Source organism: Methylobacterium sp. Leaf112 (assembly GCF_001423295.1).
Classification (GTDB): domain Bacteria; phylum Pseudomonadota; class Alphaproteobacteria; order Rhizobiales; family Beijerinckiaceae; genus Methylobacterium.
Genome location: NZ_LMNG01000029.1, coordinates 178257 through 194084, shown reverse-complemented (window position 1 = coordinate 194084; position 15828 = coordinate 178257). Strand labels below are relative to the sequence as shown.

The window sequence follows — 15828 nt, the reverse complement described above, 5'->3', positions numbered from 1 at the left end:
GCGCCTCGGACGACGCACCCCGACGCCTCGCTTTCGCCCCACTGAAACGGGATGGATGAGGACGGCCCGGCGTCAGCGAAGGCCGATGTCCGGCGAAGGTTCGGACTCGGCGAAGGGCCGGGTTTACGCTTTCTTCACCACGACTCGCGAGCGTCTCCGCCATGCCGACCGCTTCGCTCACCCACGTTTCGCTCACCCACGTGCTGACCGGCTTCGCCGTCCTTGCCGCGAGCCTCGCGCTCGTCCCTCCGGCGGAAGCGCATCCGCACGTCTGGGTCTCGACGAAGGCCGAGATCACCTACGGCGAGGGGGGGCGCGTCACCGGAATCCGCAACGCCTGGACCTTCGACGCGTCCTATTCGGCCTTCGTGGTGCAGGGGCTCGACGCCAACGGCGACGGGGTGTTCTCGCCCGAGGAATTGTCGTCCCTGGCGCGCGAGAACACCGCGAATCTCGCCGAGTTCGGCTACTTCACCAAGCTCAAGGTCGCCGGCAAGGAACAGCTCTTTTCCGATCCCACCGAGCCGCGCATGGCGATGGAGGACGGCAAGCTCACCATGACGTTCCTCCTGCCCCTGAAGTCGCCCGTGGCGCCGGGGCGCGGGGTGACGGCGCTGGAGGTGTACGACCCGACCTACTTCGTCGCCTTCGGCCTGTCCGATGCGACCGACGCCGCCCGCCTGACCGGGGCGCCCACGGGCTGCGCCGCCACGGTGACGCGGCCGAAACCCGAAGCGGTCAAGGCGGCCGAGGGCAAAACGCCTGATGGCAAGACACCTGACGGCAGGACGCCTGACGGCAAGACGGCGGACGCCAAGCCCGGCCTGTCGGAAGCGTTCTTTGAGGCACTGACCGCCTCGGCGAATTACGGCAGCCAGTTCGCCAACCGGATCATCGTCGCGTGTCCGTAGGCGTTGCCGTCGCGGCACGGCCGCCGGGCCTCCTCGGTCGGCGCTTGATCCTTGCCGCCGGTGCGACGGCGCTCGCCGCCGGATTGCTCGCCGGCCTCATGCTCGTCATCGGGCCGGACGTGGCGGCGCCTCCGCCGCGCTCGCCCTTCGGCATCGGTTTTCGCGAGGCGGCGCCCTCGGCCACGGGCCTCGGCGGCTGGATCCTGGCCCTCCAGGCGAGCTTCTCCCGCAGCCTCCAGGGCGCGCTCCAGGCCATCAAGGCCGGCGGCGCCTGGGGGCCGATGCTGCTTCTCGGTTTCAGCTACGGCGTGTTCCATGCAGCCGGCCCCGGCCACGGCAAGGCGGTGATCGCCGGCTACATCGTCGCCGGGGAGCGCGCCCTGGCCCATGGTTTCGCCCTGAGCTTCGCCGCCGCCCTGCTGCAGGCCGTGGTGGCGGTCGCCATCGTGGGCATCGGCAGCCTGCTCCTCCACGCCACCGCCGCCGGCCTGACACGGGCCGGCACCGTCATCGAGACCGTGAGCTTCGCCCTGGTGGCGGCCCTCGGCCTCGCCGTCACTTGGCGCAAGGCCGGGCATCTGGCCGCCCTCGGGCGCGAGGGGGCCGGGTGCGGGCCGGATTGCGGGCACGTTCACCTCACGGACGGCAACGCGCTGGCCCGCCTCGGCACGTGGCGGGAGCGGGCCGGCGTGGTGCTCGCGGCGGGCTCCCGCCCCTGCGCCGGGGCGGTGCTCATCCTCGTCTTCTCGGCGTCCCAGAACATGCTCTGGGTCGGCATCGCCGCGACCTTCGCCATGGCGCTGGGCACGGCGCTCACCACGGGGGCGCTCGCGAGCCTTGCGGTCTTCGCCAAGGCGCTCGCCCTGCGCCTCGCCGGCGGGCGCGGCGAAGCCGGCACCCGGGCGGTCGCCGCCCTCGAACTCCTGGCGGCCGCCTTCGTGCTGGTGCTGGGCCTCGCCATGCTCACCGGCCTCGCCTTCGGCACCGGCGGCTGACTCAGGCCGGATCCGCTTACGTCTTTCAGGCTCGTGGATCCGGGCTCCGCTCAGGCCCGTCGGGTGATCCGGTCAACCCCAAGGTCGAGCTCCACGGTCTCGCAGTTGTCGAGCCACACGCCGGTCAGATGAAAGAAGAACGTGCCGTGTCCGACCACCGCAATGGCGCGCTCGGGCCGCGCCGCGAGCCAGTCGCGAAACGCCGCCACGCGACCGTCGAACAGGGTGCGGGGCTCGACATGGATGCCCTCGGCATCGGGCTCGCCCTCGGCGTGCCACCAGATCTCGGGCAGGTGATCGACGGCGACATCCGGGAACTCGGCCGCCAGCACGGAGGCGGCCCGGCCCATGTCGCAGCTGCTCTCCTGGCATTCCCGGTGCAGCACCTCCACGAGGATCTTCGGCTCGGCCGGATGGCCGGCGAAGATCCCCTTGGTGGTCTGAATCGCCCGGGTCAGGGGCGAGGTCACCACGAGGTCGAAGGCGATGTCGTGGAGACCGGTGCGCGCGGCCTCGACCTGAGCCAGCCCCCGCTCGGTCAGGCGGGCATCGATGTGGCCGGGGTCGCGCCCCGTGAGGCGATGGGCGGCGTTGAAGGTCGATTCGCCGTGTCGGATGCAGACGATGCGCGTCGGGGTCATAGAAATCCGGTCTGGATGGGCGGGGGTCCCGTCGAGATAGGCGGCGGCCCACGGGCTGGAAAGGGCGCTGGGGTCGCGCTTCGTCAACGGAGCCTCAACCAAGGGCGCGTTGAGTGGGCGGCCGAGCCCTCCAGGATCGCCCCCATGCTCCAGCCGACGCCGCCCCCGCCGGACACCCTGGCCGCCCTGGAGGCCTTGCGCGCGTCCGAGACCCTGGCCTTCCCGGGTGATGCGGCCCTCCGGACCGCGTTCGGCACCTGGCAGGACGAATTGCTGCGCGAGCGCCGGATGTCGGGCAACACCGCGGAGGCCTATGCCCGCGACCTGCGCCAGTTCCTCGCGCACCGGCAGGCCCGGCACGGCCGCCCCGACATTCCCGGCCTCATCGCCCTGAAGCCCCGCGACCTGCGCGGATTCCTGGCGGCGCGCCGCGCCGAGGGCATCGGCGGGCGCTCGCTCATGCGCCAGCTCGCGGGCCTGCGCTCCTTCGCCCGGCACCTCGCCCGCGAGGGCCACGGCACCGTGGCCGCACTCGGCGCCGTGCGCTCGCCCAAGGTCGAGCGCCGCCTGCCGCGGCCGATCCCGATCCCCGCCGCCAAGGCGATGACCGGCACGGCCCTGCGGGACGGCGAGGACCGTGAGCCCTGGGTGATCGCCCGCGACGCGGCGGTAATCGCGCTGCTCTACGGTTCGGGCCTGCGCATCTCGGAGGCGCTCGGCCTCACCGCCAAGGATGCGCCCCTGTCGGGGACGGATTCGATCACCGTCATCGGCAAGGGATCCAAGATGCGGATGGTGCCGGTGCTGCCCGCCGTGCAGCAGGCGGTGGCGGCTTATCTCGCTGCCTGTCCGTATGCCCTCGACCCGGAGGGACCGCTTTTCGTCGGCGCCAAGGGCGGCCCGCTCTCGCCCCGCATCATCCAATACGCCGTCGCGTCCATGCGCGGCGCGCTGGGCCTGCCGCCGAGCGCGACGCCGCACGCCCTGCGCCACTCCTTCGCCACCCACCTGCTCGGCCGCCAGGGCGAGTTGCGGGCGATCCAGGAGCTGCTCGGCCACGCCTCGCTGTCGACCACCCAGCTCTACACCAAGATCGACGCCGCCCGTCTGATGGACGCGTTCGACGCGGCCCATCCGCGGGCGGGAGCGATGCGGCGGGTGTCGGGGGCGGCATAGACCATCGGCCGAAGCCCGCCGGGCCGCCCGGTCGAGGCCCCCTACAATTCGGAGTCCGGCACATCGATGCCGGATAGCGTCCCGTCGGCCAGGCCGCGCGCCCGCGCGAAGCGCGGGTGGTAGCGCAAGTCCGGCTTGAGACCGAGCGCCCTGTCGAGATCGGCGCGGGCACGCGCGACGTCGCCTTTCTGGCCGTAGGCGATGCTGCGCTCGAACAGCGCTTCGGCCCAGTGCGGCCGCAGGGTCAGGGCGTCGTTGAAGTCGCCGATCGCCCGCACGGATTCGTTCCGGCGCCGCCACATCAGGGCCCGGTTGTACAGGGTGACGGCCCGCACGGTGGCATCCGTCGCCAACTGGAGCGCCCGTGCGAAATCCGCCTCGGCCCGAGCACCGTCGCGGAAGTGCTCGTAGAGCCCGGCGCGCACCTGATAGGCGAGCGCGATGCCCGGATCGAGCGCAAGCGCCCGGTTCACATCGGCCAGGGCGCCGCTCCAGTCCTTGAGGTCGCGCTTAGCGAGACTTCGATCGTAGAGGGCCAGGACGCCGTCCGGCTGGCGGCGCAGATACGCGTCGAAATCCGCGATCGCGGCGGCGGGCTCGCCCCTGCCCCGGTGCGCGATCCCGCGGTTGAGGTAGGCCGGGGCGTAGGTCGGATCGAGGCGCAGGGACGTGTCGAGATCGGCCAGCGCGCGATCCCGCTCCCCGCGGACCGCGTGACCGACGGCGCGGTTGAAGTACGCGAGGGCGTAGGACGGATCGATGGCGATCGCCGCGTCGCAGGCGGCGATGCCCCGGTCCGGCGCGCCGGTGTTGTTGAGGACGTTGGCGCGCCAGAGGAACGCCTCCTTGTTGCGCGGATCGAGGCGCAGGGCCGCGTCCACCGCCGCCAGAACGCCGGCAGCATCGTGCCGGTCGAACAGAAGTCCGGCCCGCAGGACATGGCTGTCGGCCCTGCGCGGATCGATCCGAAGGGCCTCGTCGATGTCGGCGAGGGCGGCCTCCTTCTCGCCCATCTGATTCAGAACGGCCGCCCGGATCGAGAGGATGGCGGGATTGGCCGGGACGAGGCCGATCGCCGTGTCGCAATCGCGTCGCGCCTGCGCGACCCGCCCCTGCCGGAACAGCACGAAGCAGCGGTTGCCCAGCGCATCGGCGTAGGACGGCATGAGCGTGAGGGCCGCGTTGCAATCCTCCAGGGCGCGATCGAGGTGCAGTCCATCCGCCTGGGCGCCGCACCGATTGCTGAGGAGAGCGGGCTGGTTCGGGGTCAGCCTGAGGGCTTCGGTGTAGTCGCGAATCGCCTCGTCCGTCCGCCCGAGGCGTCGCAGGGTGTGTGCGCGCCACCAGTAGAGATCCGAGGTCGAAGCCCCCTTGAGCGCCTCTCCCAGATCGGTCACCGCCTCGGCGAGTTGCCCGAGCTTGAGGAGGGCCATCGCGCGGCGGCGATGCAGGTCGGCCGTCTCGGCGTTCGCATCCGACGGCCTGTCGCGCAGCAGCAGCGAGCAGGCGGCGACCTGCGCGGCCCAGTCGCCGCGCCCACATCCGGCCGTCGCGATCTCGGCGGCCTGCGGCTCCGGGGCCGGGCCGCCGTCGAGCGCCCGGGCGGAGCCGCCCATCAGGGTCGCCGCGAGGATCGCGGCCATCCGCACCGGACCTGGGACCATCCTGAACCTCCCGCTCCGCACGCGGATCCTACGGGCCCGGACCCGAGGGGCCGAACCTCCGCACGCACAACGCGCAGACCCCGGCGAGTGTGCCGCCGCGCGGGAGGTTCACGGTCGGGGACGAGCATCCGGCGCCGGTTCGAACGACGGGCTCCGCACCACCGCCGTGGCGACGTCCAGCAAGGTCTCCCCGGTGATGTCCGGCGCCCGCAGGGCGGGCGAGTACGGACGGCCGCGCGCGACGTAGCCCGCCGTGAGGCCGGCGGCCATTGCGCCGTGGAGATCCCACGGATGGGTCGCGATGAGGGCCATGTCGCCCGGAGCGACCCCGGCCGCCCGTGCGGCGTGGAGGTAGACCTCGGCGCGTGGCTTTGCGAGCTTCACGTCCTCGACGGAAAGAACCCGCTCGACGAGATCCGCCAGGCCCGCCGCGGCGAGCAGGCCCTGCGTGGTGCCGGCCGCGCCATTGCTCAACGCGAAGATCCGAATGCCGGCTTCGGCGAGAACCCGGAATGCGGCCCCGGCGTCTTCGTGCGGGGGAAGGCTCTTCATCATGTCGAGGACGGCCTGCCTGCGCTCCGGGGCGGTCTCCAGGCCCTGCATGGCGATCAACTCGTCGAGGCACCCCGACAGCACGGACTGGAAGGGCGCGAAGGTGCCGGTCGCCGCCAACGCGAAGGTGTCCCGCAGTCCGGCGGGGTAGAGGAAGTCCAGGGCAAGGGGCGGCAGGCCCAACGCGACCAGCGCGGGCCGCATCGGCTCATGCTGAACACCGTGCCGATGATGTCGAAGGCGACGACCTTGGGGCGAGGGGGCATGACGGTTCCACCGGCGCGAGGCGCGTTGGGATCGAGGGCCGGGGTGATATCGCGGGCGTCGCACACGCCCACGGCAACGGGAGGGCCGCCCGGGATGCGCTTCCGTCCACGCGGTTAGAGGGTTCGCGCGCCCGCCAGCCGCTCCAGCACCCGCGCGCGGCCGATGAGGGGCAGGAGCCCCGCCAGGTCCGGGCCGTGCTCCAGGCCGGTCAGGGCGAGGCGTAAGGGCATGAACAGCGCCTTGCCCTTGGCGCCCGTGCGTGCCTTCACGGCGCCGGTCCAGGCCTTCCACGTCTCCCCGTCCCAGGGCTCGTCCGGCAGGACATCGACGGCCGTTGCGATGAAGGCCGGGTCGGCGATCACGGGCGTGACGGGTCCGGTCACGACACGCAACCAATCCCCAGCCTCGGCGACCTTGGCGAGGTTGGCCCGCACGCCGAGCCAGAACGGCTCCAGCACGTCTTCCGGCACGCCGAGGGCTAGGAGGCGGGCGCGGACCTCGCCCACCGGCATGGCGTGGATGAGCCGGGCGTTGAGGCCGTCGAGCTCGTGCGGATCGAACTTGGCGGGTGCCCGCGAGATGTGGGCGAGGTCGACGAGGCTCGCCAGCTCGTCCATCGACGCCACCGCCCGCACGGCCTCGGCCGAGCCGGTGAGGACGGCGAGCGACCGCACGGCCGCCGGCTCGTAGCCGGCCTCGCGCAACCCCCGCAGGGACAGGTGACCGAGGCGCTTCGACAGCCCCTCCCCGTCCGCCGTGGTCAGCAGATTGTGGTGGCCGAAGACCGGGACCGGATGCCCCAGGGCCTCGAAGAGCTGCACCTGAACGCCGGTGTTGGTGACGTGGTCCTCGCCCCGGATCACGTGGGTCACACCGAGGTCGGCGTCGTCCACCACGGAGGGCAGGGTGTAGAGGTAGGTGCCGTCGGCCCGGATCAGCACGGGATCGGACAGGGAGGCGCAATCGACATGGGCCTCGCCGCGCACGAGGTCGATCCAGCCCACCGTGCGGGGTTCGAGCTTGAACCGCCAATGCGGCGTGCGCCCCTCGGCCTCGAGGGCGGCGCGCTCGGCCTCCGTCAGGCCGAGCGCCGCCCGGTCGTAGATCGGCGGCTGGCCGCGCCCGAGCTGGCGCCGACGCCGGCGCTCCAGCTCGTCCTGGGTCTCGTAGCAGGGGTAGAGCCGCCCCGCGGCCTTGAGACGTTCGGCCGCCGCATCGTGGATCGCCGACCGGTCGGACTGGCGGGCGCGCAAGTCGGGCACGATGCCGAGCCAGGCGAGATCCGTCTCGACGGCCTCGGCGAATTCCTGCGTCGAGCGCTCCCGGTCGGTGTCGTCGAGGCGCAGGAGGAAGCGCCCGCCATGGGTCCGCGCGAACAGGGCGTTGAGCAGCGCCGGCCGGGCATTGCCGAGGTGCAGGTAGCCCGTGGGCGAAGGTGCGAAGCGGACGAGCGGTGGGGTGCGATCGGTGGTCATACGCGACCGTCTAGCAGGCGGTTGGAGGCGAGGAAAACGCCGCTTCCGCCAGCAGGGCGGTGAGAAGGGCGCGCAGCTGCGCCGGCCGGGTCGGCTTGTGGACGAGTTCGGCCCCCAGGGCCTCCACCTCGGCCGCGATGGCGGCGCCGTGGTCGGCGGTGGTGACGATGACGGGCGGGACGCGTCCGGCCGTGTCGCGAAAGTGCTCGGCGACGGCGAGGCCGCAGGCGCCGTTGTCGAGGTGATAGTCGAGGATGAGCAGGTCCGGCCGGAGGTCCGCCGCCGCGACCCCGGCGAGATCGCGGAAGACGAACACCTCGGCGTCCCAGTTGCGCAGGAGGCGGGCGAGGGCGTCGGCCGTGGCCGGATCGTTCTCCACGACGAGGATCCGGGCGCCGGTCAGACGCGTGGCCACGGGGCCGACGCGCGCCTCGGGGGCCGGCGCGGCGGCGCTCACGGGCACGGTCAGGCTGACGCGGGTGCCGTGGCCGGGGCGGGAGGCGAGGGCGAGGGGATGGCCGAGGGCCGCCGCCATGCGCTGCACGATGGAGAGCCCGAGACCGAGGCCGGGCTCGCAATCCCGTGTCTCGGCCTGTCCGCGATAGAATTCCTCGAACACCAGCGCGCGCTCGGCCGGAACGATCCCGCAGCCGGTGTCGATGACCTCGATCCGGCACACGGACCCGCGCGACCGCACGGCGAGGAGGACGCCGCCGGAGGTGGTGTAGCGCAGGGCGTTGGAGACAAGATTCCGGACGATGCGCCCGAGCATCACCGGGTCGCTGACCACCATGCGGTCCGCCCCGCGCACGTGCAGGCGCAGGCCCTTGCCCTCGGCGGTGTGCCGGAAGCTCGCCGCGATGCCGTCGAGGAGATCGGCGAGGCGCACGGGCCGGATCACGGGGTGCACCACCCCGGCATCGAGCTTCGAGATGTCCAGGAGGGTCTTGATCAGGTCCTCGATGGTCTGCAGCCCGCGCTCGATCTGGCCCGAGATCGCCCGGGCGTCCGGGCCGAGGGACATGTCGGCGAGGGCCGAGGCCGAGAGGCGGGCGGCGTTGAGGGGCTGGAGCAGGTCGTGGCTGGCGGCGGCGAGGAAGCGGGTCTTCGAGCGATTGGCCGTCTCGGCCTCCTCCTTCGCCGCGACCAGGGCCGTGTTGGACCGCTCCAGGCTGTGCATCAGCCCGGTCAGTTCCTCCGTCCGCGACCGGACCCGGCCCTCCAGCATGATCGCCGTCTGGAACAGCGAATAAGCGCTGCCCTGCTGGTCCATGCTGCGCTCGACATGGGCCATCAGCGCCGCGTTGATGCGCTCGAGCTTGGCGATGCGCTGCGCGCTCTCCGGATCCGGGGGACCGCTCACGGCAGCAGCCGCCGCCCGATGGCGATCCCCGTGAAGGTCTGGTTGAGGTGCATGGCCCGGTACTGCTCGCCGTAGGTCTCGAAGCCGACGACGTCGTAGCGCCGATAGAGGTCGCAGATGCCGTGGCGCCCTTGCGCGTGCTCGGCGTCGAGGCGGCGCAGGATGCAGTCGAACCCGATCACGAGGTCGATGCCGCCGAGTTGCGTCTCCAGGCGTTCGAGTTCGGCCCGGGTGGCGGCGACGATGTCGCGCGGCCGGGCGAGGGTGAGCACCACCCCCTCGTCGATGGCGCAGAAGAAGCTGAGCGACCCGTTCTCCGGATCGAGGCGCCGGATCGAGCGGCAGAAATACTCGCCGCCGATTCGAACGGCCAACGGATAGGCGGCAAAGCTCATCGGCGAGAGCCCTTCGGGGTCGAGCCCCACCGCCATGGCGTATTCCCGCGCCGCCGGCTCGGCGTTGAGCTCGTAGACGATGCGGCGCTCGTCGTCGGAGGCCGTCACCACGAACTTCGTCGTCGTCGGTTCGAAGTTGTCGCTCTTGAAGATCTGCGTCGGGTAATCGGTCTCCACGAGGAGCAGCACCGCCGCCCGCCGGTGGATCGCACCGCCGTGCAGGAGCGTCGCCTCCCGGAAATCGAGGCCGTCGCCGGCCGAGCCGCCGACCAGGGGAATGCCGTCGAGGGCCCAGGCGATGGCCGAGACCACGGTCTCCTCGGCATTGGCGAGCCCGTCGATGAGGGAGAGGGCGAAGCGCCCGCCCTGGGGCGGCTCGCCGGCCTCGCCGCCGAGGGTGCGCCGCAGGGCGCGGACGGCGGCGGCGGTGCGGGCGACGTCGAGGTGATCGATGGCGTCGAGCACCGCGGAGACGATGCGAAAGCCGGCCATGGGAAACGCGATGAGCACGAGGCCTCGGGCGAGGCCCCCGGCCGGGCTGATCCCGCCCGACATGGTGCAGCCGGCGACCGGCACACCGGGGAAGTGCTTCGTCAGAGCGTGATTGAGGGTCTCGACGCAGACATCGGACGAGAAGAACACCACGATCTGCGACAGCTCGGCGGGGCCGAGGGCGGCGGCGATCTCGGATACGGCGCGGCCCGCCTCGGACGCATCCGTCCAGGCCGTTCGAATCCCGCACAGATGCGTGCGCACCTGCGTGTCCTGGCTCACGCCTCGCTCCCGTGCCGTCGGGCGCGGGCTTGGCGCCCGTCAACCCATTGCGCCGACTGTGTCAGCGCGCCCGAACGCACGCAAGCGCGCCGCGTCAGCCGGCGGGCACGCCGACGGAGAGGCCGCCGCCCCGGCCGATGGCGCGGACGCGCGGCCGCTCGGGTACGAGGTCCCACAGCCGGGCCTCGGCGTAGCGCAGGCGCCGTTCCCCATCCGCGCCGGTCCCGTGGAAGCACTGCTCCAGGGCGAGGATCGCCGTCGGGCGCGGCGGGTGCGGTCGCGCGGTCGTGTCGATGTCGAGGGCGACGGCGTCCGCGATCCCCTGTGCGAAGCCCTCGACGGTCGCCACGAGGGCGGCCATCTCGGATTCGTCGAGGGTCAGGACGAGGCAGAGCCGGGGCGCGTCGTTGGGGCAGGCCTCGACGGGGATGTCGCGCCGGAAAGCGAGGGTAAAGCGCGGGGTCTCCGCACTGGGGTAATCCCACCGGTGAGCGGCCCGCACGCCGGCCAGCGCCACCCACTGGTCGGGCCCGGTGGAGGACGGCGCGGCGATGCGGCCTTCGGGGCGCCCGTCCTGACGGAAATGCAGGAGGGGGTTGATGCCCGCCCGCCCGACATCGGGATAGCGGGCGAGATACATCAGGGTGCTGAAGGCCGGGCTCGGATCGAGGCCGGCGGCGGCGCCCGTGCGCAGGTAATGCCGCACGGGGTCGAGGCGGGTCGGCCCACTCTGGCGGCGATAATACGCCGTGTCGAAATCCGCGTTCGGATCGTAGCCGAGGCCGGCGCCGCGCCGGACGTAGTGCCAATACGGGTCGATCCCGGAACGGGCCACGTCGGGGTAGCGCGTCCGGTAGAAAGCCTCGTCGAACAGGCGCGGCACACGGCCGATGATGAGCCGACGAACGAGTCCCGTGATGCGCGCGACGGCACGCTGGCGGGGGTTGGGTTTCGCGCTCATGCGAAGGTCGGTGCCTCGCAGAGACGGCGCAGGGTCTGCGCGTAGCGCGTGGGGTCGCAGTCGGCCCGGATCCGATCGAGACCGGCCCGCCGAACCTCGGTCCAGAGGGCGTCGTCCGTGTGGAGGCTCGCCAGGGCCTCGGCGAAGCCTGCCGGATCGCGCCAGTCGCGGGTCAGGGAGCCGGTGCCGTCCGGCCAGCCGATCTGCGCGGCGAGGATCGGCGTGACCACGCCGGGCAGGCCGTGCGCCACGGTCTCGTGGACCTTGTGCGGGATGCCGGCGGCAAAGCGCGTCGGGGCCAGCGACACGCGGGCGGCATCGAGGATCGGGCCGACCGCGTCGACGCGGCCGAGGATCCGCACCCCCTCGCCCGAAAGCCGTTCACGGATGGACGGCGCCACGGCGCCGACGAGGGTGACGTGCGCATCCGGCATACGCGCGCGAAGAAGGGGCCAGACGTCCGAAAAGAACCAATCGAGGGAATCGATGTTGGGCTCGCCCTCGCGGGCCAGCGACCCGAGGAACACGAAGCCGTCGCGCGCCGAGAAATCGGGCGGGTCGTCCCGGAAGGTCAGCGCATGGCCCAGCACCGTGGCGTTGGGAACGCCGCTCGCCCGCAGCACCCGCGCCTCGGCCTCCGAGACGCAGACCACGTGGTCGGCCACGGCGAAGTGGCGGATCTCGCGCGCGCAGGCCCGCGCCAGGGCGGGGCCGTGGGCGGGAGCGCCGGAGAGCGCCTCGGTGACGAAGCCGCGCAGGGCGAACACGGCCTCCGAATCGAACACGATTCGGGAGCGCCCGACATCCCGCGGGGTGAGCCCGAGATCGTGCAGCACGTGGCAAGTCCGGTCGATGTTCGGCGGGCGGCTGACCCAGAGCACGTCGTAGTATTCCGGCCGCTCCTGGACGAGGCGGCGCAGGCCGGCCTCGCCGCAGGGCTCGACGATCTCGATGCGGGTGGAGAGGTCGCGGGTGAGCCGGCCCGGTTCCTCGCGCTCGCCGTGGATGGAGCAGAACGTCACCGCGTAGCCGAGACCCGCCATGGCGTTGAGGATGTGGTTGGCACGCGGCAGGCCGGCACCGAGGTCGAGGTGCGGCGCCCGGTCCTCGACGTAGAGGACGCGCAGGGTCCAGGGGTCGTGGTCGCGGGCGGCGAAGCCGGTGCGCTGCGGTCCCTGCCCGAACAGCCACGCCGCATGGCGCTCGCGAAAGCGCGCGCGGTTGCGGTCGAGCAGGCGCTCGACGTCGTCGCGCCGGGCGCTTGTGACGTTCTCGACGTGGATCGCGATGGCACGGGGCTGATACACCACCCGGCGCCCGGCCTGGTGGCAGCGCACGCACAGATCCGTGTCCTCGAAATAGGCCGGCGCGAACCAATCGTCGAACCCGCCGAGCTGCCCGAACAGGGCGGCCTCGATCATCAGCACGGCGCCCGAAACGTAGCCGACTTCGCGGGCGAAGGAGGCCTCGGGCGCGAAGGCATCGGCGCCGCCCCGGCCGTATGGATGCGTGGTCTGGGCGTCGTCGCGAAAATTCGCTCCGGCTTCCTGGAGGACGCCGCCCGGGAACACGAGGCGGGCACCGGCGATGCCGACGGCGTCGAACTCCGTGAAGGTGTCGAGGAGGGCGCGGAGAGCCCCGGGCATCAGGTCGACATCGGGGTTGAGGAACAGGAGATACGGCCCGCGCGCCAGCGCCGCGCCCGCGTTGCAGGCGGGGCCGAAGCCGATATTCTCGTCGTTGAGCACAACCTCGGCGCCGTCGACCCGGGCGAACAGGGTGCGGGTCTCGGCATCGGAGGCGTTGTCGACGACGATGACCTCGAAGGGCACGCCAGCCAGGGCCTGCCCGGCGGCGAGGCGGTAGAGGGTCCAGGCCAGCATGTGGCGGGCGCCGCGCGCGACGATGACGATGGACACGCGCGGCGTCGCTTCCGATCGGAAGCCGATGCGGACATCGTTGAGGAACAGGGAATTCCAGATAAGGGCCGCCTCGGCGAGGGCGGCCTTGCGGCCGGTGGCGGCATCGACGGCTTCGAACAGCGGCGTCATGGGCGATGTGGTCGTGGGTGAAGTCGTCATGGGTGAAGTCCGGGGGACGAGCCGGCGGCGGCCAGCCGAACGCGGCCGACGAGGTCGTCGTGCAGGATCAGCAGAAGGCCTCCGTTCGTCGGCGCCTCTCCTCCGTCCAGGGTGAGGCTCGCCGGGACGGGCGCGAGATCCGTGCGCGTCGCGCTCAGGAACGGCAGCCCCTGGGCGAGCCCGAGGGGCGTGATGGCGCCCAGGGTCAGTTCCAGCGCCGCGTCGGGTTCGATCAGAAACGCCGCGCCCGGATGGCGGCCGACGACGAGGTGACTCGGCAGCGCCAGAGCTAGGACGAACCGTCGGGGTCCGGCGCCGACGAGGCGCGCCTCGGCCTCCCAATCGGGCTGCACCCCGGCGATCTCCACCGCTACGGCGGCGCGGAGGGCCGGCGGCAACCGGCGCCCCCGCACCCATTCGGGACCAAGGGCGACTTCGGCTCCGGCGAGGCCGCTCGCGATTCCCCTCGAGGGTCCCTGCTCCGCTTGCACGAACCAGCGCCGCCGCTCGGGCGAATAGGGGGCCGTGCCCGGCGGGGCCGCGCGTTCGGTGGCGATGAGAATGCCGTGTCGGGCATCGTCCGGCTCCGCCGTGCCGAGGCCGGCCACGCAGGTCAGGGCGCCACCGGGCAACGCCAGGGTGACCGGATCGTGTTCATCGATGGCTGCGGGAGGCACCGCATCGCCGCGTTCGGGGATCAGATCTCCGATGTGCGCCCGCAAGAGCGTCAGAAGCGCGTCCTCCGCCACCTGCGTGCCGGAATTATAGCTGGCAAATAAATTCGCGCAGGCCTCTGTCAGCGCCGCCAGCCCGCGGGCGTCTTCCACGAGGGTGAGCACCTGCGCCTTGACCTCGTCCACACCTGCGCAGCGATGGGCCGGAGCGATGGGCGAAAAACCCTCGAAACCGATGCTGGTGCCGATGACGGGGACGCCGAAAGAGAGGGCCTCGGCGACCTTCATCTTGAGACCGCTGCCCATGAGCATCGGTGCCACGACGAGATCGACGCCGTCGTAGAAGTCCTCGATCCGATCGACATAGCCGGCTAACTCGATGCCCGGTCGTGGCCTCGCCCCGAGGCCCGCGCAGATCTCGCCGGCGATGACGAGGATCGGCCGGCCCGGTCTACAATCCGCGCTCCAGGCTTCGGCGAAGCGCCCGATGGAGAAAAGGTTCGGATCGTTGCCGTGGCCGATGAAGCCGATCCGGGCGAGGCGCTCGGGGGCGCGGAACGGCCGGCGGGCCGGGAAATGCGGCGGCAGGAGGTGGATGTGCGCGCGCGTGATCGCCGCGAAATGCGCCGCCTCCTCCGCTTGAATCGCCAGCACCACGTCCGCCCGGTCGAGCCCGGCCGCTTCCCCGGCCACGTCGGTGTAGAAGAAATTCGGCTCGGCCCGAAACGGGCGGTACTGCGCCTGCCGGTCGGCGAAGCGATCGTGGGTGTCGATGAGGGTGAGTCGGCCGGGCGGCACCGCCGCGAGGCAGCGCGACAGGAACACGTAATTGACCAGGACGGCGCGGGTCTCGGGGTAGGCCGCACAGTACCAGGCGACGAAGTCCACGAGTTCGTCGGGGCACCAATCGTCGATATCGAAGTGCCGGGCGCGCGTCTTGAGGGGGATCGCGGCCTTCGGTTCGATCCAGAAGGTCCGCTGGAAATGCCGGGCCATGGCCGACGCATCGGTGGGCGGGTGCTGGCCGAAGCGGCGGTAGATCTGGTCTTCGTGGGCGAAGTAGGCGAGATCGACGGCGAACCCGCCCCGCGCCAGGGATTCGCAGGTGGTGACGAGGCGGCGCCGGTTGCCGGCGCTCGTCGGGAAGGCCGGCATCGGCGCGATCACGAGGACGGTCGGGCGGCTCACGGGCGCACCCGAACGGCGGTGATCCCGTCCGATCCGACGAGGAGGGCGGCGTCGGTGGTGCCCGTGGCGGGCTCGCCCCAGACGGGATCGAGGGTGAGGACCGCATGGGGCGCGGCACCGAAACGCAAGCGGGCCCGCGCCACCCGGGCGCAGCGCCACCGGGCACCGGAGCGCAGCATCAGGACGCTCGGGACACGGCTGCCCGTCAGGGTCGCCTCGCCCGAACCCGCTAGCGCGAGGTCGGGTGCGCCGGCCGAGGCCTCCCGACTTTCGGCGAGGGCCGACAGGGCGGGGCCGAGGAGCGCCAGCAACGGGGTGAGGGCGCCGTAGGTCGCGGGGGTCAGGGCGCCGAGCACGGCCGGGCACAGGGCCGCGCGCTCGGCCGGATCGAGTTCGGCCGCCGGACGCGGCGGCGGAACCGAGACGAGCAGATCGTGGAAATGCGTCGCGACGGTCAGGCTCCCACCCGGATCGTGGGCGGAGAGGACGAGGAGCGCCATCGGCTCCGTGCCGGGCCGGCCTAGGCCGCAGAACGCCCAGGTCAGGAGTTCGCCCGCGCCGAGGCCCAGGGGAATCGGCAGGGCGGTGGACAGGGGATAGCGGACGACGAAGACGCCTTCGCCCACCGCGAAGAGATGTCCGTCGACCCGCTGCGCGGATGGCTCCGTCATCGGGACGGGACGCGGATACGCAAGTCGCGTTTCTCCGACA

General features: G+C 72.2%; 13 protein-coding genes. 3 read left to right on the top strand and 10 right to left on the bottom strand.

Going from position 1 to position 15828, the window contains the following annotated elements; translation table 11 throughout:
* The first annotated feature begins 161 nt into the window (after nt 1–161).
* Both ASF52_RS13365 and ASF52_RS13360 read left to right on the top strand, forming a co-directional pair.
* Nucleotides 162–911, top strand: coding sequence for a DUF1007 family protein (locus ASF52_RS13365; protein WP_056172777.1), 750 nt, complete (start codon nt 162–164; stop codon nt 909–911).
* On the top strand, nt 902–1906 hold the full coding sequence (locus ASF52_RS13360) for a nickel/cobalt transporter (protein ID WP_056172774.1): 1005 nt from the start codon (nt 902–904) through the stop codon (nt 1904–1906). The genes ASF52_RS13365 and ASF52_RS13360 overlap by 10 nt, the downstream gene beginning before the upstream one ends.
* A 50-nt stretch (nt 1907–1956) precedes the next feature.
* On the opposite strand, the gene ASF52_RS13355 is transcribed toward ASF52_RS13360, so the two are convergent.
* Nucleotides 1957–2547, bottom strand: a complete 591-nt coding sequence (locus ASF52_RS13355) for a histidine phosphatase family protein (protein WP_056172768.1) — start codon at nt 2545–2547, stop codon at nt 1957–1959.
* A 144-nt stretch (nt 2548–2691) separates the two neighbouring features.
* Between ASF52_RS13355 and ASF52_RS13350 the strand changes: the two genes are divergently transcribed.
* On the top strand, nt 2692–3723 hold the full coding sequence (locus tag ASF52_RS13350) for a tyrosine recombinase XerC (RefSeq protein ID WP_082515321.1): 1032 nt from the start codon (nt 2692–2694) through the stop codon (nt 3721–3723).
* Between the two features lie 41 nt (nt 3724–3764).
* Here the strand turns inward: ASF52_RS13350 and ASF52_RS13345 are convergent, their stop codons facing one another.
* From ASF52_RS13345 to ASF52_RS13305, 9 genes are all read right to left on the bottom strand, one after another.
* The gene (locus ASF52_RS13345; RefSeq protein WP_156630138.1) at nt 3765–5387 is read right to left on the bottom strand and encodes a tetratricopeptide repeat protein; all 1623 of its coding nucleotides are present in this window, start codon (nt 5385–5387) and stop codon (nt 3765–3767) included.
* A gap of 108 nt (nt 5388–5495) precedes the next feature.
* Complete coding sequence (locus tag ASF52_RS13340) at nt 5496–6143, bottom strand: HAD family hydrolase (RefSeq protein WP_244473809.1); 648 nt, start codon at nt 6141–6143, stop codon at nt 5496–5498.
* Nucleotides 6144–6319: 176 nt separating this feature from the next.
* The gene (gltX, locus tag ASF52_RS13335) at nt 6320–7681 is read right to left on the bottom strand and encodes a glutamate--tRNA ligase (RefSeq protein WP_056172763.1); all 1362 of its coding nucleotides are present in this window, start codon (nt 7679–7681) and stop codon (nt 6320–6322) included.
* 10 nt (nt 7682–7691) lie between these two features.
* Nucleotides 7692–8975 (bottom strand): hybrid sensor histidine kinase/response regulator, encoded by a 1284-nt coding sequence (locus tag ASF52_RS13330; protein ID WP_082483830.1) that lies wholly within the window; start codon nt 8973–8975, stop codon nt 7692–7694.
* A gap of 65 nt (nt 8976–9040) precedes the next feature.
* Entirely contained in the window at nt 9041–10213 is a 1173-nt protein-coding gene (locus ASF52_RS13325; protein ID WP_056172757.1) for an FIST N-terminal domain-containing protein, read from the bottom strand.
* Nucleotides 10214–10307: 94 nt separating this feature from the next.
* A complete protein-coding gene (locus ASF52_RS13320; RefSeq protein ID WP_056172754.1) occupies nt 10308–11174 on the bottom strand; it encodes a hypothetical protein in 867 nt (288 codons plus the stop codon).
* Nucleotides 11171–13255, bottom strand: coding sequence for a glycosyltransferase (locus ASF52_RS13315; protein WP_244473808.1), 2085 nt, complete (start codon nt 13253–13255; stop codon nt 11171–11173). Before ASF52_RS13315 ends, ASF52_RS13320 begins: the two co-directional genes overlap by 4 nt.
* A complete protein-coding gene (locus ASF52_RS13310; protein WP_338011710.1) occupies nt 13252–15117 on the bottom strand; it encodes a glycosyltransferase in 1866 nt (621 codons plus the stop codon). Before ASF52_RS13310 ends, ASF52_RS13315 begins: the two co-directional genes overlap by 4 nt.
* Nucleotides 15114–15788, bottom strand: a complete 675-nt coding sequence (locus ASF52_RS13305) for a hypothetical protein (protein ID WP_056172747.1) — start codon at nt 15786–15788, stop codon at nt 15114–15116. Before ASF52_RS13305 ends, ASF52_RS13310 begins: the two co-directional genes overlap by 4 nt.
* Between the last annotated feature and the right edge of the window lie 40 nt (nt 15789–15828).